This window comes from Paenibacillus sp. J22FR83, from assembly GCF_059691955.1.
The window spans coordinates 181,567-203,484 of record NZ_JCAUAM010000007.1; the positions used below are offsets into that span (position 1 = coordinate 181,567).

The window sequence follows — 21,918 nt, forward strand, 5'->3', positions numbered from 1 at the left end:
GATAGGAATGAGGTTGTTCCATGTTAAAGAGGAATCAGGGGTTTAGGAAGCTAGTGTGGGGAAGATTATTATCTTTTCTGCTCGTTTTAGCGGTGGTTATTTCGCCGTTTAGTGCGAGTTTTTCGGGGAAGGCTTATGCGGATACCGAGACAGAACTTGCCTTGGTGAGCGCTATTGCTAGTGATGACAATTCGCAGGTAGTGCTAACATTCGACAGAGATATATCGTCCGAAGGCGGTTGGTCAGACAAGATCGAGTTAAAAGGAACGTATGATGGTTACTTCTATGATGATTTTTGTTATGCAACAATGAATGAGAATACGGTAACGTTAAACTTGGACTCAAGTTTGGTTGGAGATAAAAACCAAATTCGCATCAAGGCAGGTGCTTTTGAAGGACAGAACTCCGATATCATCAGTGACGTGTTTGGTGTTCATGATCTGAGTACACCAGAAGTTATTAGCTCGGTGATCAGCAGTGATCTGCATAACGTTACGTTGACATTTAACGGGGATGTTCAATCTGTGACGCAGTATGTATATGAATCTATTGAAGTGAAGCCTAGAAGAGGGAGCTACACGCCGCTAACTGCAGTTAATAATGTTACCCTTACAGGAAACACAATGAGCATTTACTTCCCTGACGTGATCAGTGGAACGCCAACCATTAAGATTGCAGAAGGTGCTTTGCATTTTGTTGGTGGTAATCAGAAAAATAATGCGACACTTTGCATCCGATTGAATGCAAATCCGATCGAATTTGATGGTTATGAGCTAAACGATGGAGATACAATAGCGAACTCAGAACTAAACGTATATCTTTCTCAAGATGTTATTAGTACAGGTAATGCAGATGCCTTGAAAGCAGCCGTAACGATAGCGAAATATGATGCTATCACGAGTGCATTTGGTGCGTATACCGCATTAGCTCTGAATGATACCGTTTCTTTAGATACTAACGGCAGCAATTATATCTATACTCATTTCTTTGAATCGTTGACGCCAGGCAGCTACAAAGTGAAAATCGCGGCTAATGCCTTGAAAAATAGTAGTGGTCTCATTACTGCTAATGAAATTACCTCCGATGAGATTGTTGTTAGTGATCGTAATGCACCTGTTTATCAAGGTGTTGAGGTAAGTGGGGATCGTAATGTCGTGACGTTAACATTTGATGAGCCGATTAGTTTAAATGAGAATGAACAAAGCTGTGGTTGGCATCCATTTCCAAACTGGACCTGCGTAACAAAACAGTTAGCTGAGTCTGTTTATTTTAAAACAGGTGACAATGGTTTTCAGCTACTAACAACAGATTACGGGACTGTGCAGATAGCAGGTAATCAATTAATTATCACCTTAAATTCAGCACTATCAGGAGCTACAAGCAAAATCTTCATTTCCGAGAGAGCACTTAGGGATGAAGCAGGCAACGTTCTAAACACAGGGGTCACAACAAACTATATTGATGTCACGGGCATTGGTGCTCCGCAGTATGTTCGTTCAACTATTGACAACTTGAATCACGATTGGAACTTATATTTTGACAAAAATATAAAAATTAATTCTGCATTTGTAGGCGATCTTAAAGCAGCGATTACCCTTTCTAAGGATGGTCAAGCTCTCACACCGATAAATACCGTCACATCCATTACGTATAGCGAGAATAAAGTAGTAATGCATTTTGCAAACGCGTTTGTTGATAGCAATATTCAGGTTAATGTACCAGCTGGTGCGTTTGTTTCTGAAAATAATGTAGTTCTGACAGATGCAATTACAACGGAACCAATTTCGCCAAATAGTTATTACGAGCCTCAAATGTACTATCAATTCTTGGTATCTCAGCATTCAGTTAAAATATATTATTCAACTCGGCAAGGACATCTGGTTGACAATACAATCAATGGAACGGGTTCTCATCTCAAGGATTATATAACGTACTCAACGGATAAAGGTGTGACGTTCTTACCTCTTCAGTCGGAGGATAGCGTTATCCTAGATGAAAGTAGCATTAATGTCTATTTTGCACATGTCATCGAAGGCAATTTGCAAATTAAAGTTGCCGCACAGGCACTTAAAGATTCAACTGGCGTAGTATTGACTTCAGATACAGTTACGGAAGATCTGAATACAACGAATTATCCTCCTTATTTAACGGGATCGTTCTTCAGCAATGTTGGTAGTGTTCTAACGTTTGAAGATAACGCAACTTGGAGAAATAAAATTCAACGTGTTGTATTAGCAGAGAGTGCCTATAACTGGTCGGAACGAACGTTATCGCCAAGTGAGTATACGATTAGTGCGGGGAAACTAATCATCAAGCAAGGAGTCTTAGAGAAAGATTCGTATTACCAGATCAGAATTTACTCAGACGGGTTTAACACAAGCTATTCAGATGGTATAGATGTTATTAAAAGTCAAGATTCCTACTATATAACGCCAGTGAGAATAGATACGACTAGTGGAATAACGGCTAAAGTGAAGATTGCAGAAAATCGGTCTAATCGACATTTGCATGTCATCTTCCAATTGATGAATGATCAAACACCGGTAAGCATTGTTGCTGCAGAATCTGATTATTTCAGAGCAGGAACATTCACAGCCAACTTTAATGTAGCTGATGCAGCAACAAACGCAAAGTATACGGTGAGAGCTTTCATAGTAAGTGAATATAGCAATAGCCCGTTGAGTGTAGGCGCCAACCTAGCCACACAAATTTCCGATGCGGAATATGATTTGATAAGCAACCGAAATGAACCATAGTAACTAAATAAAATCACATTGAAACTGCCCACGCGGGCAGTTTCAACAGTTAAAGAAAGTGAGGAATGAACACGGTGAAACCTTTAAAGCTTATTCTGAGCTCATCCATAGCTCTATCTATAGCACTGGCTAGTACAGCCATAGCGCCTTTAGCCGCACTAGCAAATTCAGTGCCACAAGTTAGTGTCGCAGCAATTCCAGCGGTAACACTAGGCGGAACGGTAACAATTTCGGGTACTTCCCTGAATGGGGAAATCATCTTGAAGGTAATTGGTCCGACGGGTAGTGTCTTCTTCTTCGATGTTGTCAAAGCCACGAACGGCGCATTCTCCGATACTTTCATCGTGGGCGCCAACGAGCTAACGGGCACATATAAAGTTGTTGCTGGTTATGGGGATACGGTAGATACGGAAGACTTTATTGTTAAAGCATTACCAACTGGAGGAACTGGTGGTACTGGAGGAACTGGTGGAACTGGAGGAACTGGGGGAACTGGTGGTACTGGAGGAACCGGAGGTACCGGAGGTACTGGTGGTACTGGAGGAACTGGAGGAACTGGTGGTACTGGAGGAACTGGTGGTACTGGAGGAACCGGAGGTACTGGTGGTACTAATGGTACAGACAGTTCCACAACGCCAACCAACATCGTAACAACCAACAATGTACAAATCAATCCTGACGCCATCAAATCGAATAAAGTGACTGTACCTGACGGGAAATCGACCACAACCGTGACGATTGATAATAAATTTTTAACCGATGCATTTGTTCAGCTTAAAGATCAAGGGAAGACGGAAGAAAAGCAAATTATCGCGATCAAAATCGGTGCGGTTGAAACTAATGGCAAAACAACGATTGATATTCCAGCTTCTGTGCTTGTAGAAGGCATGAAGAGTGCGCCTGATGCGCTAATTCGTATTTATTCTGGTAAGGAATCTTACTTACTTCCACTATCCGTGTTGGATCTTTCGAATATTGCCAAGTCTTTAGGTACGGATAGTTCAGGTGTGATGTTGCATCTTAACATTTCGGTTATGGGAACGGACATTGAGAAACAAATTCAAGAGAGCGCGGGGGAAAAAGGCGCTACCTCGTTAGGCCACTCGGTCGATTTCAGCATTACTGCTGAAAGTAACGGAAGAAAAGAAGATGTGAACGACTTCGGTAACGTCTACGTGGAGCGACAAATCGTGTATTCAGGATCGATTAAGTCTGAGAATGCAACGGGAGTTCTGTATGATCCAATTACGGGAGAAATTTCTTTCGTACCAACTGTGTTCACGGTGAATTCGGATGGAACGACAGATGCGAATATCAAACGAAATGGAAACAGTATTTATTCCGTGATCACATCGTTCAAATCCTTTGATGATATCAAAGGACATTGGGCAAAGTCGGACATCGAATTGCTAGCTTCCAAGCTGGTCGTTAGTGGTGCAACCGATACAGGCTTTGCGCCAGAAGCGAATATCACTCGCGCTGAATTTGCAACGTTGCTCGTACGTGCGTTGGCGTTGACGTCGAATGCAGGAGCAGCCTCATTCCATGATGTGGATGCCACGGATTGGTTCGCAGGAGCCGTTGGTGCTGCTGTGAAGGCCAACCTAGTGAGTGGCTTCGAAGATGGTACTTTCCAGCCGAACGCGCCGATCACGCGTGAGCAAATGGCGGTTATGGTTGCGAAGGCATTGAGCGCAGCTGGCAAATCGGTTGAAGGACAAGCGGAATTGTTGAGCAAGTTTAACGACAACTCGGAAATTAGCAGTTGGGCTAAGACTTCTGTTTCACAATCTGTGAAAGCGGGAATTATCTCCGGTATGACAGATAGCACATTCGTTCCAACAGCTAATGCTAGCCGCGCACAAGCGGTGGTCATGTTGAAGCGATTGCTGCAATATGCGCAATTCATTAACTAATCAGACATAGTAAAAAAGGTCATCTTCACAGATGACCTTTTTGTCGTTTCTATTTTGAGGGACGATTTGCTTTCCTTACGCTTCTTTCTCAACAACAGGCTCCTCGGTCGGTGAAGTCTTTTTGATGAAGAAGGCCAGCACCAGCGCGGCGAGCGTCATCCATGTTGCAATTTCGAAGGAATAGTTAATTCCAAACACCGTAGCATGATGCGTAACATCGGCCATAGCTGCCGCGTCCTTCGGATCGATTTTGCCTGCGATGACAAGGTCTTTCGCGTGTGAAGTCGCTGCATTAGTCATAATTGTAACCAGAAGCGCAGCCCCTAGAGCCCCTGCGACATTTCGCAGCGTCTGAGACATCGCCGAACCGTGAGCATTCAAGCGTCTAGGCAGTTGATTCAAGCCTGCCGTTTGAATCGGCATCATAAGCATGGACATCCCGAACATCCGAAGGGTGTAGACCAGCATGAGATGAGCATACGTAGAATCGACGGTAAGCTTACTAAATTCGTACGTCGTAATTGTTGTAATCGCTAAACCGATGACAGACAACCACCGAGCCCCGATTTTGTCGAAAATGATTCCTGTCACAGGTGACATAATCCCCATTAGAATGGCACCAGGTAGGAGCAACAAGCCTGAATCCAATGGTGAGAATCCGCGGATGGTTTGCAAGAATATCGGCAATAGAATCATACCTGAGTACATGGCCATGGTGATAATGATATTAATAACAGTGGTTAGAGAGAACATGCTGTATTTGAAAACACGAAGCTCGAGAAGCGGTTTCTCCGCTGTAAGCTCACGCCATACGAAGAGAGCCAAGGAAATCGCACCGACGATCAAGCAAGTCACAACGGTTGTACTGCCCCAACCATCGGTACCAGCGTCACTTAATCCGTATAACAAGCCACCAAAGCCGAGGGTGGAGAAGATTACACCAGGGACATCGAATTTAGGTATCGATGTCTTAATGACATTTTTCATGGAGAAAGCGCCGAAAATGAAAGCAATTAATGATAATGGCAAGATGATATAAAACAGAACACGCCAAGAATGATGCTCAACAACCCAGCCTGATAGCGTAGGGCCGATCGCAGGCGCAAGGATCATGGCAAGACCCATGAGTCCCATCGCTTTACCACGTTCAGCAACAGGGAATATGGTCAGGAAGACAATAGACATGAGCGGCATGAGAATACCAGCCCCCACAGCTTGAACGAGACGGCCCACGAGCAGAAGCTCGAAGCCAGGAGCGAAGGCACAAATAATCGTACCCACTGCGAAAAATCCGGATGCAATCAAAAATAGGTTTCGGGTCGTAAAGCGCGTGATTAAATAAGCGCTGACAGGAACGAGCACGCCGTTCACGAGCATGTAGCCATTAATTAACCATTGAATGGTATTTTCGGTGACATTCAAATCTTTCATCATGCTCGGCAAGGCGACATTCAATAAGGTTTGAGCTAATAGGGCAACAAAAGCCGCAATCAGCAAGGATGCGACAATCGGGCCTCTCCGTAGGGTGTTCGAAACTGCATTACTCATACGTAGAATCTTCCTCCAGTTCTTGGTGCAGGATGCGCACAATTTTTTGATGAATACGAAGCAAACTGTCGATTTCATCATCGGACATTTGTAAGAGCGGAGACATGCGCTCCACTTGGTTTTCTCGCACGCGTTGAAGCAACTGCTCGCCCTTGTCTAGCAGCTTAAGAGTAACTGACCGGCGATCTGTGCTGGACTGTTCACGAGACACCAGTTGATCTCTAACCATGCGATCAATAATGCCGCTTGTCGTGCTTTTGCCCAACTGAATGCATTCGGCTAGCTCCGATAGCGTGATGCCAGGTTTCTCGCTCAGCTTGCGAAGTACGAATGATTGAATCGGCGTGATATTCAAATGCTGGTAAGCACGACTCATCACTTGATGAAAGGCTTGTTTGACCTCTCGTGCGGACTGAATAATCTCGAGTGTACGTTGTTGCTGCTGATCATTCATGTTCATTCATTCCTTCAATTAAATTTCGCACGCGAATAATTCGTATACGAACTATTATAGGAGCAATGGCAAACTACTGTCAAACTGATAAATATGGTGGTTTGTCCTAGTTTGTGCAGATCTCTCAGCACCATGCAGTGCATATTTAGTAGTTAATTCCTTGTCGTAAGAGCAGATTGGACATGAATTGGCATCGAATAACTTATTTATTGTAAGTTAGTAACTTTGTTTTAATAATTTATCTAGATATTTAGATAAAGAATATTGTATAGTTATAAAGAACTACTATTCGACAAAAAAATTAATTATATGGGGAAATAATAGGTCTATGGATCTATTTAACATAAATTGGAATTGAAGATGAGAGGGGCGTTCATAAGGGTGTTAAAAGATGGAAGTCAAAATTATAAGAAGTTGGGAATACTATTTGTTTTGCTCATTTTTCTGGCAGGGATGTTCATCCCTGCTGCAGAGGCAGCAGTAACCACCAATGTGGTCGACATTAATAGTAATGCAATGAATTTTGGCACACCAACTAAGATATCAGGCACAGATGGTGCACAAGGAGCCGTATATCAGTACACGAATGTTATTACAGTGGGTAGCATTCAGGTGGACGCGAAAGTAACGATCGCTGAAAAAAATGGAGCCACATTAGCTAGTAACGTTTTGGATAGTCCAGATACAGGTGTGTTAAATAATCGCTTGAATCCTAACGTTACGACAAGTAATGGAACTGGAAGTTTGACCCTGAAGTTCGATTTTTATGATCATAGTACAGGAAATGCAATTCAGCTCAAGAATTTTTTTGTAACCGTAATTGATATTGATGGTAATAGCGCTACGCAAAAGGAATTTGTAGAACTAAGTGGTTTTGCCAGCTACACGGTTAATAATCCAACAGGGTTAACAGTGAGTGCTAGTACGGATGGCAGAACGAGATTTACGGGGCTTAGTACTTCTTTGGATGGTAGAGAATTTGAGAATACCGCGTCAGTTATTCTGAATTATACCGCACCCATTAGTACAATGAATGTTGTTATAGGTAATATTGGAACGGTATCAAGCAGACAGTTCTCCATTAATTTCGGTTCAAAGGGCGGAACGTTTACAACGGAAAAAACGACGATTAATAGCTCCGCCCCTACAATTAGCGTAGATATTGATGATGGCGGAGATGGCAAATTATCGCCTAGCGAAATATCAGCTGTACAAGTATCTGGCTCTACAACAGCAGGAAACGGTAGGACTGTTACACTTACAGTGAAAGATTCATCAAATAAAGTAGGTTATTACACAACAGTTACTAACAATGGTACTTATACGTTGTCTTTGGACTTATCTACATACGCCTACGGTACAATTACCGTCAATGCGGATATAACGGATAGCTATGGCAATCCTGCAACGACGGCAACGGACTCGACGATCCGATCCAACACGAAACCGGTGGCTTCGGGCAGCAACAATGCAACGCAAGTAGACACCGCGGTCACCGGTACAGTTACTGCAACGGATGCTGAGAGTCAAGCATTAACGTATTCGGTTGCTACCCAACCTGCCCATGGTTCTGTCGTAATGCAAACCAATGGAGGCTACACCTATACACCGACAGCAGGTTATACAGGTTCAGACAGCTTCACATTTAAAGCAAATGATGGAATTCTCGATTCCGACCCTGCGACCGTGACGCTTACCGTAACATTAGGTAACACGGTTCCAACGGCAACGAGCGCAACGTATTCCGTTGAAGCTAATCATGTGCTGACAGGAACGTTGGGAGGCTATGATGGAGATGGCGATTCTTTAACTTATAGTGTCGTTACTCAACCAACCCATGGAACGCTAACGCTTGATGGGAACGGTTATACTTATACACCGACAGCAGGATATAGCGGTCCGGATAGTTTTAGTTATAAAGTGAATGATGGTCAAGTAGATTCTGCACCAGCAACGGTGACACTTACGGTGACACGAGCTAACACGGTCCCAACGGCAACGAGTGCAACGTATTCTGTTGAAGCTAATCATGTGCTGACAGGAACGCTTGGAGGGTATGATGCGGATGGCGACCCATTAACGTATAGTGTCGTTACCCAGCCAGCCCATGGAACACTAACGCTCGAGGGAAATGGTTATACTTATACACCAACAGCAGGATATAGCGGTCCAGATAGTTTTAGTTATAAGGTAAATGATGGTCGTGTGGAATCTGCACCAGCAACCGTGACATTGACGGTAACCCCAGAGAACACGGTCCCAACGGCAACGAGCGCAACCTATTCCGTTGAAGCTGGTACCGCGCTGACCGGAACGCTTGGAGGATCTGATGCGGATGGCGACTCGTTAACGTATAGTGTCGTTACCCAGCCAGCCCATGGAACACTAACGCTCGATGGGAACGGTTATACCTACACACCGACAGCAGGATACAGCGGTCCAGATAGTTTTAGTTATAAAGTGAATGATGGTCGTGTGGACTCTGCACCAGCAACGGTGACACTTACCGTAACTCCAGCTAACAATGCCCCAACGGCAACAAGTGCAACTTATTCCGTTGAAGCTGGTACGGCGCTGACCAGAACGCTGGGAGGGTATGATGCGGATAGTAATCCGTTAACGTATAGTATCGTTACTCAGCCAGCCCATGGAACGCTAACACTTGATGGGAATGGTTTTACCTATACACCGGCAGCGGGGTATAACGGTCCCGATAGTTTTAGTTATAAAGTGAATGATGGACGTGTGGATTCTGAGCCTGCAACCGTGACACTGAATGTCACATTGCTCGAAGGCTGGGTAGGTGGGCGAACCCTCTTAGGATCTTCAGCGAAATGGGTCGTGGCACCAGATAGTCCATTAAAGTTGTCTGCCATTACAGCTTTAGAAGCCACTTCGGTGGAAGCTGCATTTGATTTTGCGCTCAATGAAAAAGTAACGCTCGTACTAGCGAATCCGACGAGCTTCAATACGGATGGTTATAAGTTGTGGGAAGCAGTCACATATCGTTTACCTTCAACGGTAACTTCAGGCTCCCATAACGCAATCTTTGTTTCCAAGAAGAATGGTCTTGATTTACCGGCAGAGCCGGAAGCGAAACTGGCGAACAACCAGTTTGAAGTTGTGAGTGCAGTAACGATCGCTGGGACAGTCACAGACCGCGATACGCACACGCCTATCGTAGGTGGTAAAGTTTCACTCTATGACCCTACGGGCACACATCTAGTGAAAGGTCCGATTGACACCGATGGGAACGGGCACTATCAGTTTACGGATGTACCGACCGCACACTATCGCGTTGTCGTAGAGAAGGATGGTTATGCAGCACGGAACCGAATTATTGATGCGCTTCCGACAGTTGCAGGTCAAACGACAGTTACAGCAGATTTTGAACTTGTAAAATATATTCTTAAACTAAAAGCAAACCCTAGCTCCATTGTTGGAGATGGTCATACGAAATCAACGCTTTCAGCGGTTCTGACAGATAAGGATGGCAATCCGCTCCAAGGCGTCGAGGTGACGTTCACGGCAGGGTTTGGCACATTTATTGGCTCGCCAACTGTGCTCACAGATGTCGATGGCAAAGCAACAATCCAATACCAATCAGTGAAAATTGAAGGGATTCTTTCGCAGAATATTCCAGTTACAGCAACTGCGAACGATGTAGCCCGCGAAATTTATGCGCAGGAGCAAATTATCGTTACTTTTGAACCTGCTTCCATATCTGGTATTATTGCCACAACGAAAGATGGCGTGCGGTCTATTGTCCCTGGTACACGTGTAAAAGTGACAAAGGATTTTAACGGTGACGGCACGATCGATTTCGCTGCAGAAGCTGTTACAGATGAGAACGGCAGCTACAGCATCGCTGTTCCTAGAGGTGACGTACAGTACGACATCGAAGTTATTAAGTCCGTTCAAATAGGGAATGAGACTAAGGATTTCTCCTTTAAGCAAAAAGTTGATGTTGGTGCTGTAACGGGTAATGGTAGTGAGGTGTTTGAATCCAATAAAACACTAACGGGTATCCTTGTGACGCAACAAACAAATGGACAGAAGAAAACGTTAGATGAGAACAACGTCAATGATCAAAACTATGCAAATCAGATCCGTATTAAGCTAAAAGATCCAGTTACGAATACTTACGTTACGGTAGACGGTCATAGCTCATTCCCTTTAACGAATGAGGGTGTCTTTAACGTCCCGGGTCTGACCAGAGACAAGGTGTACGAACTTGCCATTGTTTATATGATGCCAGATGAAGAAAATCATGGTGCTGACAAGGAAATTATTATTAATGTGCTTGATAATACGGGCACATTGCCTACAGTGAAGGTTTCCTCTGATGGTGAATTGAACATTCTGGATGAGTTAATTGATCCTTACGGAGACATTACTAATGCGGAAACGCATGCCTTGATTGATGGTGCTCATGTTATTCTCTACTATGCGAATACACCGAGAAACGTGACCAATCATATCGTACCGAATACACAGGTTGTTCTTCCAGCGATTCCAGGCTTCGCTCCGAATGATAATGCGAATCCTCAAACAAGTAAGGATGGCGGACAGTATGCCTACATGGTATACCCGACAAGCGATTATTATCTGGTTGTAACAGCACCTGGTTATCTGACTTACACAAGTCCGACGATATCGGTTGAGTATACAATCGTACGTCATGATATTGCGATGACCCCAATTCCAGCGGATACATCCTCTGGCAGTGTTTATGTGAAACCTGAGTCAGGCAAGCCGAATGTGATTGTGAATGCATCCATAACGCAGAGCAGACAGGAAGAGAACAGTACAGGTTTTGTCAAAGTAGAATACAAGAACGATGGTACTTCACAAGCGAATAACGCCACGGTTACGTTAACACTCCCAGAGGGTACAGTCGTTACAAATGCAGCCGGCGGGGTAGTAAATGGCAACATTGTGGTGTGGAATGTTGGAGATTTAAAGGTTGGGGATCAAGGCGTATTTAATGTTCAAGTGAAATACCCAGCGATTAAAGAGTCCGAAGTATTGGTGAAAATTAAAGTTGCAGGAAAGTCAGCAGATAAAGATCTGCTTGATCCTGACACAGCGCAAACATCCCTACAATTATTGCTATTCTCCAATCGTGGAGAGCACTTAGATCACACGAGATTTATTCTTGGCTTCCCTGATGGACAGTTCAAACCTAGCAAAACGTTATCGCGTGCAGAACTTGCAGCTATTATTGCGCGATTAGTTAATGGTGGAGAAACGAATCAGAAGTCGCAAGCGAAGGATGTTCCAACAAGCCATTGGGCAAGTGGTTATATTCAAATTGTAACCACACAAGGCATTTTTACTGGGTATGATGATGGCACATTCCGCCCAGATATAGCCGTATCACGTGAAGAACTCGCAGTTGTGATGACGCGATTCTTGAAGCTGGAAGTTTCACGTCCGATTACACCGCATTTTGCGGATGCACAAGGACGCTGGTCTACTGCAGCCATTGAAGGATTATTCCGTAATGCGCTAGTGAACGGTTATGAGGATGGCAGTTTCAAACCGAGTAGTCCGATTGTTCGACTTGAAGCAGTCACATTGATCAACCAACTGCTTTTCCGTGGAACACTGGATAATGCGACGCCATCTTTCCCAGATGTGACCAAGCAGTCATGGGGCTTCGGGCAAGTAGAGGAAGCGACACATTCTCACATATCTACACGTAAAGCAGATGGTAGCGAAAGCTATGTAGAAGCTAAAGCAGATCACATTAACTAATAACGAATAGAAGGCTGGGCCGCACGTAGATCATTCTACAGCGGCCCAGCCTTTTGATTTTTGCAGGAATCGTGCGACAATGCTCTACAACTGACTCCTGCGCACACCCGCGTAGGCCATAAGAACCCCGATCGTGAAGCATACCAGGGCTGCCAGCATAAAGACACCATAACCATCTTCGACAGAGAGGTTATTGACGATCACCATCGAAGCGTTAGCGAGAACGAATGCGCTCACGATTAGAGCGGGCATCGTCTTCCGAAACATGCCGAAGTATAGCGGGATTAAGGACACACTTGCACAGGTGAAGGCGAAGATGAGCATGCGAATCACCTCTGCGATCATCCGATCATGTGTCAGCGTGTCGGTCATGTAATGATAATAAGAGTTCGTAATCAGGAGTGAGATCACCACGAATATATTGTTGAGCAACTCTGTGGCGAAGGCCCAAGACCCGATAATAATCAATTTGGCCAAAAAAATCATATTTCGAGGCACGGGGTAAGCGAAGAGCAGCGTAATCGTTTTGTTCCGATACTCATCAATGACCATGCGGGACATAAGGACGGAAGCGAAAATGATGAAGGTAATACCGGAATAGTTCATAATACTTTGGAAAACGCGGTCATAGGTTCTGACTTCATTATTAGGAACATCACTGCCAATGACCCAGAGTGCTACTAGGAGATTAGTGATCACGGCGCCAAGCAATAGCCCACGCCATTTTGTTTTCTTCAATTCGAGCTTAATGAGCTTCCAAAGCATCACGGTTGCCTCCTTCGATGACCCCGAGGAAATAGTCTTCGAGCGAGCGGGTCTTCTTATTCAGCGCCTCGACGCCAATCTCATGCTGCACGAGTAAGCGATTCAGCTCTACAGGTGCAAGGCGGGCATCATAGATTCGTATGGTGTTGTGGTCCATAATTTTATAGTTAACGATAGCGAGCTTATCCTCCAGAACAAGCACAGCCCGCGGCACATCCGTCACGACAATCTCTGTATATTCGTTATGCTTTCCACGAACCTGTTCCATGGATACCTCTTCGAGCAGCTTGCCATGGTTGATGACACCGATCGTATCGGCCAATTGCTCAATTTCTTGTAAAATATGACTGGAAATAAGCAAGGTCATGCCAAATTCCCTGCTCAACATGCGAAACAGATCGCGGATTTCACGAATCCCCGAGGGATCCATGCCATTCACAGGCTCATCGAGGATGAGCAGTTCAGGCTTCGTACAGATGGCCCTGCCAATGCCTAGACGCTGCTTCATACCCAGCGAGAAATCCTTCACCGGCTTATTACCAATGTCGGGTAGTCCAACGAGATCTAGTGTTTCGCGGATAGCATTTTTATCATAGTAGCCCATATATTCGCAGTGCAGCTCCAGATTCGCGCGTGCCGTCAGATGGTCATAGAAGATCGGATATTCAATAATGCTGCCCATCCGTTTCATCGTTTCGTAAGAGTGGGGGGTAAGTGGGGCCCCGAACAATTCGATCTCTCCACTAGTCGGCGCGATGAGATTCGTAATCATCCGCATGACCGTTGTCTTGCCCGCACCATTGGGACCGAGGAAACCATAGATCTCGCCACGGCGGACGCGCATGTTGACACCGGAAACAACTTCGGTCTTTTTGTACCGCTTAGACAATTGTTTCGTTTGTAGAATAAAACTCATCACATAAGGTTCCTTTCAAAAGCGGATTGTGGGAAAACGGACCGTAAACACGGTCTTCACATTGGGAATGCTATGCAGGGAAATGCTCCCCTCCATGAGTTCAACTAACCGCTTCGTAATCGTCAGACCTAGGCCGCTGCCTTGATAGGTCTGGTTCCTGGAATCCTCTAGCGTGTACAGCCGCTCAAAAACATTCAGGCGATCTCGCTCGTTGATGCCCTTCCCTTGATCCCACACGTCGATATAGACGCCGTCTGCTTCTTGTCGCAGTGTGATGCCAATCCTGCCGCCATCGTATCCATAACGTATCGCGTTGGACAGCAGATTTTGCAGCACACGCCCGAGCGCTTCTATGTTGCCGTAGGCATAAATCGGCTCCTCCGGAATCGCCACATCAACCTCGAGACCTTGTGACTCAATTAATTCGTAGTAGAATAGAATGCCGTTGCGGCAAGCCTCACTCAGATTGATTTTAGATAAAGGGATAGGGCGATCACCTGATTCTAGACGCGCTAGATCGAAAAACTGGTTCGTCAGATTAAGGATATCGAGCGTTCTTTCGTGAACTTTGCGGGAGAGTCGCGTCCGTTCCTCGTCGCTGGCAGTATGATCATGTGCAAGGGTCTCTGTCAGGCCAAGCACTACGGTAAGTGGTGTTTTCAAGTCATGCGACATGTTGGAAACCATTTTCTTGATCGCATTTTCCTTACGGGTATAGTCGGCTTCGACTTTGCGATTCGCATCGAGGAGTCGGTTTATGACAATGAGTAAGCGTTGGAGCTGGGTGGAATCGGTATGGAGATGAACTTTCTCGGAAGTTTCCTGATCGAGAATATCGGTTAGTTTCGTTTGCAGATAGCGGAGATGACGTGATTGGTTAATTCTGAACTTCCATTGAAGGCAGATAACGATCCCGAATAGGATACACAAGCAGGGCCACGCAACGTGCATATTAGAAATCCCCCATTTTGTAACCAATCCCCCATACGGTCTTGATATACCGCGGGTGCGCAGGATCGTCTTCAATCTTCTCCCGCAGCCGGGAAATATGGACTTGAATCGCATTTACATCGTCATAATAAGCGTCATTCCAGACTGAACGATAGATTTGCTCCTTAGAGAAGGCGCGTTTGGGATGGGACATCAGCAGTTTTAAAATAAGGAGCTCCTTCGCGGTGAGGTTGAGTGGCGTATCGTTTTTGGTCACGAGATGCTCATCAGGATGAAGCGTAAGCTCATGAATGCGCAAGAGGGCTTGCTCAGCCTGTACAGCAGAAGGACTGGCGTATTGGGAGACCCGTCGCAAAATCGCTTTGACACGTGCCGACAACTCAATAAGGGAGAATGGCTTCGCCAAGTAGTCATCTGCTCCAAAGCCGAGACCTAATGCTTTCTCAACATCACTATCCTTCGCGGACAAAATGAGAATAGGCACCGTACTTCCGCTCCGTATTCTACGCAGTACCTCCATACCATCGACTCCAGGCAGCATCAGATCCAGCAGTATCATATCAAAAGCTTCCTCGGCAAAGAGCCGCAGCGCTGCCTCCCCATCAGGGGCATGCCTAACGGTGAGACTCTCTTTGGTTAAATGGTTATGGACCATTTCAGCAATAGCCGGGTCATCTTCTACAAGCAAAATGCGATTAGGCATGTCATTTCCACCTTTATGTCATATGCTTCCAGTATACTGCTTTGTCCGCTCATAATGAAACGGCCCCTTATATCGAAACATCACGCTTTGCGAACACATACCAAGCTAGAGCGAGGAATAACAGCTGGTAACCCGCCAATATAAGCAACGAAAAAGATAAAGACATACTGGTCATAAGCGGCCTGCCATCTATATAACTCAACAAATTCGTATTGGCGAAAATCAGAAATTTGGACCACTCAAACTGTTTAAGCACGTAGGCTAACTGCCCGCTGGTCAATAAGAAGAACAAGGAAATCCCGATGGCCATGGAGCTTGCACGAAACACAGAGGAGAACATGAAAGCAAGTGTGACCATGACGATCAATTCAATGCCGCTGTAACCGATAGCTTTCCAGGAGTAAGCAGCATTCGAGAAGGCAGCTCCAGCATGAAGCTCGGAAGCGCCATCCCATCCGAAGAACATGCCACCTGTAAGCATCGTGGTTACTAACAGCAATAGTGTAAGGCCTAACCCGAATAAGAGGACGGTCGTAAACTTGGATAGTAAGATCGTGGAGCGGCTGAAGGGGCGAATCAGCAGTAATTTGACCGTTCCGCCAGAGAATTCGGAAGCTACAATGCCCGCGGCCACAATAATCGTAAACAAGGTGACAATATCCATGAGATTAGGGATCGCAGAAAGGCACAGATCTAAGAACTCCCACACATTGTTCACGGCAAGTTCCTCTTCGTTCGCATACTTACAGAGAAGGGCGACTGCGATAACTAGAATCGGAACGAAGGCAATCATCACCCAGGTTCCGAGTTTGGTGAGGATCTTAATGCCTTCATTTTGCACGAGTTTGGTGAAATTAAGCATAGCTGGCAACCTCCGTTAACCTGATATATTTCTCTTCGAGTGTCAGTGTATCCGTCTGGGACTGTAGATCTGCAAGCGAGAATGTCGTGCGCAGCCGGCCGTCTATGACGACGCCGAAGCGGTCGCACAGGAGCTCCATCTCGGCGAGCAGATGGGAGGACACCATCACCGCGAGGCCTTCTTCCGCGGCTAGCTGGCGGACGAGCTGGCGCATTTCGCGAATGCCTGCGGGATCAAGCCCGTTGGTCGGCTCATCGAGGATGAGCACGGAGGGCTTATGGAGCAGAGCCTGGGCGATGCCTAGCCGCTGGCGCATGCCGAGCGAGTAGGTCTTGACCTTATCGTGAATGCGGGCAGACAGCCCGACGAGTTGCACGATTTGGTCGATACGGCTCTGCGGTACATCTCCCACCATGCGAGCGAATTGTTTCAGATTTTGCATCCCGGTGAGATGCTTGTAGAGCTCGGGATTCTCGATAATCGCGCCGACGTGCCGAATCGCTTCGCGGAAGCTTGTGCGAATGCTGTGGCCGTTAATCGCGACATCCCCGTCGCTCATGCCGATGAGGCCGACCATCATGCGGATGGTTGTCGTTTTGCCGGCGCCATTGGGACCGAGGAAGCCGAATACCTCCCCAGGGAAAAGTTCAAAGCTAATCTGATCCACGATATTCCTATGTCGAATCCGCTTCGTCAGATTACGTACTTCGACTACGGGTTGTATGTTCAACTTGTTCATATTGCTCATATGCGCTACCTCCGATTACTTTGATACACTTATCTTACTAGAGACATCATGCAGGACTCTTTCCTAAATCTTACGAAAGTCTTTCGATGCGTTGGCAGGGCGGTGGGGGCGGGTTCTAAGGATGCTGAGGCTTCTAAGGAGTCTGTGAATATTGAGTATAGCTGGGGATTTAAGGCTTCTAAGGAAACTGTGAGTTCTGAGTTATATGCTTAGGATTCTTACTACTCGCTGAGAGTCTCCGCACCCCACCCGTCGCATCTTAATGGAAAAACTACAGTTATTTCCGCTGATTTCAGCCGATTTCGGCGTTTAATTGGAAAACCTACAGTTAAATCGATGCCATTTGCGCTAACGTGCCGAATATGGAGGAATTACCTGTATACAATCCATCTAATCATCCATTCGAGGTTCTACCGCCGAAAATAGATGGAGGTTTTCCAGTTATTCACCTTCAGCAACTTGCTACTCACCGCCAAAACCATGCTCCGACATTTACAAATCGGCCCTTATCGCTCGCATCTACGTGGAAAACCTTGCATGTGCATCTCCCACGGGGCTCATACTAACGGGAAAGCGTTCCTCCTAGCGGGAGAATGCACTCTGTTTAGGAGGTGAAGCTATGCGCCAAAGAAGCTGGACGCTCGGTTTGTTGGGCTTAATTCTTGTTTTTTGCTATGTGATGCTGCAATTTCTCATAGCCACCGTGCACATGGGCAGACTCGTTGGGCAGATGGAGCCGCCTAGCGAGGCAGAGGAGCCGTTCAAACACGTTGTGCTCATCGCGCAAGAGCTGGACAACCCATTCTGGCGAATGGTGGAGAGGGGCGCGAGCGAAGCTTCAACGAGCCTTGGTATGAAGATTGATTATCTGGGTCCAATTCGTATCAACCCAGATGAACAAACAAACCTGTTGGAGAGGTCAATTGCAGCTAAGCCAGATGCTCTTCTTGTGCAAGGGATCAAGGAGCCGCAGTATGACATGTTGATCAGTAAAGCGATGGATCAGGGCATTCCCGTGATTACGTTAGATGCGGATGAGCCAGGAAGCCGCAGATTGACCTATGTGGGTACGGATAATCGGGAAGCGGGCAGGCGGATGGGAGAGCTGGTGGCTGGGGCCGCAATCGGCAAGGGGCGAATCGGCGTTATTATGGGAAGTGAGCAGGCGGAGAATCAGCAGCAGCGTTTAGAGGGATTCCGCGCTGCTATTGCGAACAGGCCAGACTATGCAATTATAGATATCCGCGCATCGAATATATCCCGCATTCAGGCCGCGAAGCATACGGAGGCCATGCTGAGGGAACATCCCGCTATAGAGGCCATGGTGGGGTTCAGCTCCTTGGATGCCGCAGGCATCGTGGAAGGGGCGAAAGCAGCGCATCGGGATGGTCTGCTTGTGTTCGGCTTCGATGATATCGCAGCGACGAGGCAGGGGATTAGCCAAGGGACCATCAAGGCTTCTATCGTGCAACAACCCCATGAAATCGGGTCGGTAGCTGTACAGCTGCTAGCTTCTCATTTTCGAGGCAACACGTTGCCACAACAACATGTTACAGGCACCTACATCCTGGATACGACGACGCTAACTTCCGTGAGTGGGAGTTCCCCGTGAACATACGTCGCATGCTGTTTATTGTGCTGCCAGCGTTGTTTATTTTGAATAATGCCGTGGCTTATTTTATCTTTCATAGTGGCAGATCCGTACAAGGGAGCTACAATGTTATGCTGGCTCGGGTATTGTTATACAAGCAAATCGCAGAGCAGACGCAGGGCAATCTCCGTGCTATGAACGGCTACTTAGTGGACCGAAGCGAAGACGGCCGAGTGGCCTTCTTACGGCAGAAGGAGGGGCTTCAGACACTTCAGCAGAAATTAGCTTCGCAGCTGACCCTCCCAACGACTGAACTTACTTTCCGCAGCTTCGCCCATATGATCGACACCTTCATGATGCAAGAAGCAGGTGTGATCCAAGCAGCTATCAACACAGATACGCTAGCGTATACAGCCTTTTATGAAGAGGCAGAGCGGACAGCGGCATTCATACAAGAGGAAGGCTATCAGTTGATTGATTTGGAGCTGAGCTACTATCAGCCACTCTATCGGCAGATTCTGATTCAGACGGAGGGAATGAACCAGTGGGGTGTTGTTATTTTCATCCTCACGACCCTGATCAGTATTGTGCTAGCCTTTCGCATTTCATGGGGCATCTCCAGACCGATTGGGCAGCTGGCTCAGGTGGCGCAGCACATGTCGAATGGTGATCTGCATGCTCCCATCCCTTCATTGCCGGCAGAGCATGAGTTTGGCGTGTTAGCGCGAGCTTTTGGACATATGCAGGAGAACCTCAAAGCGCTGATTGTGAAGGAAACGGAAGGGTTGGAGAAGGATAGGCAGTTGAAAGAAATGGAGCTCGAGGTGTTGCAAAATCAAATGAATCCGCACTTCCTCTTTAATTCCTTGAATGTGCTGTCCAAGCTTGCCCTGTTAGAGGGCGCTGAGCAAACGAGTGATTTGACGGTCACCATGTCGAATTTGCTCCGCTATCATTTGCGAAAGCTGGATCGGCCTGTGCGGCTTAGGGATGAGGTGGAGCATGCCAAACAATATTTTACCATTCAGCAAGCAAGGTTCCGCAATCGCATTCAGTTTGTAACGGAGATTGATGAGGGCGGACTGGACGTTCCTGTACCGGTGCTGACATTGCAGCCTATCCTCGAAAATGTGTTCGTGCACGGTATAGAGGGGATGGAGGCAGGAGCTGTCATACAGCTCACGATTACACAAGGGGACGACGAAACGCTTGTCGAGATATCGGATAATGGGGTTGGGATGAGCGAGGAGATACGTACAGCGTTGCTTGATGTAGACGGGGAAACTCAGATTTCCCGCGAGGACGGCCAGTCCACAGGATTAGGAACACGGAATGTGTTCAAGCGTTTAGCTTTATTTTACGGGCAAAAGGATCTCGTCCACATTCAAAGTGAACCTGGCCGAGGGACGAAGGTTGCGCTGCGGCTGCCTGCCACAGGAAAGGAAGTTGGAGATGTATCGCCTACTGATCGCCGATGATGAAGCGTTAGAGAGAGAAGGCATAGAATGGATCGTCGGACGGATGATGCCAGATACATTCGAAGTCATTCATGCAGAGAATGGCCGCACTGCGATTCAAAAGGCGGACGAGCACCGTCCCCACATCATCCTGATGGATATCCGTATGCCGGGTATTCAGGGCTTGGAAGCACTCAGAGAAATCAAGGCGGGACATCCTCAGACGAAAATGGTGCTAGTAACCGCCTACGAGCAATTCGAGTATGCCAGAGAGGCTCTTTCCTTAGGAGTTAAGGATTATCTCGTCAAACCAGCCAAAAGGGATGAGATCGTTGAGCTCCTACAGCGCTTAGTTGCCGAAATTGAGCAAGAAGGACAGAAGCGGGATGGGGAACTCGCGATGCGAGATAAGTATTTCCAGCTGCTACCATTGGCCGAAACGGAAATGGCTCTGGTCATTATGTCCGATCCTGTAAATGAAACGGACGCTGGGTATTTAGCGGATATTCTTGAGTTATCTATTGAACAGGGGTGCGGGCTAGTCCTTGCGCTGCCTGAGCTTGGGTATACCACCGACCAAGAAATAAGCACTGCTAAGAAGAAAATCTACGAAACCGTGAAAACCTTCACGAAAGCGTATCTCAAGAATCGCGTCGGTTGTGTGGTCAGCTCGATGGTGCATTGGCATATGGCTATTTTTCTAGTGGATCGTGCGCAGCTGGATAGCGAAGTGTTGCGGGAAGAAGCTGCTTCCCTGGGTGCGAAGCTCTTAGAACATCTGCGGCAGGTACGCGGCATTGACGTGAATATCGGCTTAGGTTCGATTCGGCACGAGATAGAGGGGATTCGAACGTCCTACTTTGAAGCGGTATTTGCTGCGACGTATGATAAAAGGTGGGGCAACCTGCGGTCCTTCGAGGAGTTGAAAGGACGCCCAGCGGAAGGGCAGCGAGGCTTGGCGGATCCGCGTACCACCGATAATGCGTCGGATCGTACCTACGTGGAGCTCGCCATTCGGCGCATCCGCGAGGAGCGTGAACACCAGACGTGGACGGTGCTGGATCGGGCGCTTAGCTACATTCATGAGAAACTTCAGGAGGATATCTCACTTGAGGATGTTGCGGAGCTTGTCCACCTGAATCCCCATTACTTCAGTAAGGTGTTCAAACAGCAAACCGGCGAAACGTTCATCGACTATGTGACACGACTGCGCATTGAGAAGGCCAAGGAGCTCATTAGCGAGGGTCAGTTTAGCCTGAAGGAAGTCTGCTATTTAGTCGGTTATAAGGATCCCAATTATTTCAGCCGCGTGTTCAAAAAGGTGACAGGTGTGACCCCAACGGAATACCGCACGGGGCTTTAAGGCCGAAATAGCTCCTGCTGGTGCAAGGACTATTTTGCTATTTCCAGACAAGAATGTGCTAGTCAGAGGTTAGGTAGAGGCGTGAAAGCGGCGTGAGCCTGAGGAGAATTATTTTAATGCTGGTATAC

13 protein-coding genes and 1 pseudogene are annotated in these 21,918 nt (G+C 46.8%); 6 read left to right on the forward strand and 8 right to left on the reverse strand.

What is annotated here, in order from left to right; translation table 11 throughout:
• The first annotated feature begins 20 nt into the window (after positions 1 to 20).
• Both AC58PV_RS14600 and AC58PV_RS14605 read left to right on the forward strand, forming a co-directional pair.
• Positions 21 to 2,756, forward strand: coding sequence for a hemoblobin-interacting domain-containing protein (locus AC58PV_RS14600; RefSeq protein ID WP_497432951.1), 2,736 nt, complete (start codon positions 21 to 23; stop codon positions 2,754 to 2,756).
• Between the two features lie 74 nt (positions 2,757 to 2,830).
• On the forward strand, positions 2,831 to 4,672 hold the full coding sequence (locus AC58PV_RS14605; RefSeq protein ID WP_497432952.1) for an S-layer homology domain-containing protein: 1,842 nt from the start codon (positions 2,831 to 2,833) through the stop codon (positions 4,670 to 4,672).
• Between the two features lie 75 nt (positions 4,673 to 4,747).
• Here AC58PV_RS14605 and AC58PV_RS14610 read toward each other — a convergent pair whose 3' ends face one another.
• Positions 4,748 to 6,220, reverse strand: coding sequence for a DHA2 family efflux MFS transporter permease subunit (locus AC58PV_RS14610; RefSeq protein WP_497432953.1), 1,473 nt, complete (start codon positions 6,218 to 6,220; stop codon positions 4,748 to 4,750).
• Positions 6,213 to 6,674, reverse strand: a complete 462-nt coding sequence (locus AC58PV_RS14615; RefSeq protein ID WP_497432954.1) for a MarR family winged helix-turn-helix transcriptional regulator — start codon at positions 6,672 to 6,674, stop codon at positions 6,213 to 6,215. The genes AC58PV_RS14610 and AC58PV_RS14615 overlap by 8 nt, the downstream gene beginning before the upstream one ends.
• A 381-nt stretch (positions 6,675 to 7,055) precedes the next feature.
• Here AC58PV_RS14615 and AC58PV_RS14620 point away from each other — a divergent pair, with 381 nt between their 5' ends.
• The gene (locus AC58PV_RS14620; RefSeq protein WP_497432955.1) at positions 7,056 to 12,434 is read left to right on the forward strand and encodes an Ig-like domain-containing protein; all 5,379 of its coding nucleotides are present in this window, start codon (positions 7,056 to 7,058) and stop codon (positions 12,432 to 12,434) included.
• 84 nt (positions 12,435 to 12,518) lie between these two features.
• On the opposite strand, the gene AC58PV_RS14625 is transcribed toward AC58PV_RS14620, so the two are convergent.
• The 6 genes and pseudogenes from AC58PV_RS14625 to AC58PV_RS14650 all read right to left on the reverse strand — a co-directional run.
• Entirely contained in the window at positions 12,519 to 13,199 is a 681-nt protein-coding gene (locus tag AC58PV_RS14625; protein ID WP_497432956.1) for an ABC transporter permease, read from the reverse strand.
• A complete protein-coding gene (locus AC58PV_RS14630; RefSeq protein ID WP_497432957.1) occupies positions 13,180 to 14,115 on the reverse strand; it encodes an ABC transporter ATP-binding protein in 936 nt (311 codons plus the stop codon). Before AC58PV_RS14630 ends, AC58PV_RS14625 begins: the two co-directional genes overlap by 20 nt.
• A gap of 15 nt (positions 14,116 to 14,130) precedes the next feature.
• Positions 14,131 to 15,066 carry a sensor histidine kinase gene (locus AC58PV_RS14635; RefSeq protein ID WP_497432958.1) on the reverse strand — a complete coding sequence of 312 codons (936 nt, stop codon included), beginning with the start codon at positions 15,064 to 15,066 and terminating at the stop codon, positions 14,131 to 14,133.
• A gap of 1 nt (position 15,067) precedes the next feature.
• Positions 15,068 to 15,769, reverse strand: coding sequence for a response regulator transcription factor (locus AC58PV_RS14640; RefSeq protein WP_497432959.1), 702 nt, complete (start codon positions 15,767 to 15,769; stop codon positions 15,068 to 15,070).
• 67 nt (positions 15,770 to 15,836) lie between these two features.
• Positions 15,837 to 16,631 (reverse strand): DUF2705 family protein, encoded by a 795-nt coding sequence (locus AC58PV_RS14645; protein WP_497432960.1) that lies wholly within the window; start codon positions 16,629 to 16,631, stop codon positions 15,837 to 15,839.
• Between the two features lie 43 nt (positions 16,632 to 16,674).
• Positions 16,675 to 17,355, reverse strand: a pseudogene (locus AC58PV_RS14650) (ABC transporter ATP-binding protein); the annotation flags it as partial.
• Between the two features lie 643 nt (positions 17,356 to 17,998).
• Here AC58PV_RS14650 and AC58PV_RS14655 point away from each other — a divergent pair.
• The 3 genes from AC58PV_RS14655 to AC58PV_RS14665 are packed head-to-tail and all read left to right on the forward strand — an operon-like array spanning position 17,999 to position 21,790.
• Complete coding sequence (locus AC58PV_RS14655) at positions 17,999 to 18,991, forward strand: substrate-binding domain-containing protein (RefSeq protein ID WP_497432961.1); 993 nt, start codon at positions 17,999 to 18,001, stop codon at positions 18,989 to 18,991.
• Positions 18,988 to 20,448 (forward strand): sensor histidine kinase, encoded by a 1,461-nt coding sequence (locus tag AC58PV_RS14660; RefSeq protein WP_497432962.1) that lies wholly within the window; start codon positions 18,988 to 18,990, stop codon positions 20,446 to 20,448. The genes AC58PV_RS14655 and AC58PV_RS14660 overlap by 4 nt, the downstream gene beginning before the upstream one ends.
• Positions 20,423 to 21,790, forward strand: coding sequence for a response regulator transcription factor (locus tag AC58PV_RS14665; RefSeq protein WP_497432963.1), 1,368 nt, complete (start codon positions 20,423 to 20,425; stop codon positions 21,788 to 21,790). The genes AC58PV_RS14660 and AC58PV_RS14665 overlap by 26 nt, the downstream gene beginning before the upstream one ends.
• Positions 21,791 to 21,918: the final 128 nt, after the last annotated feature.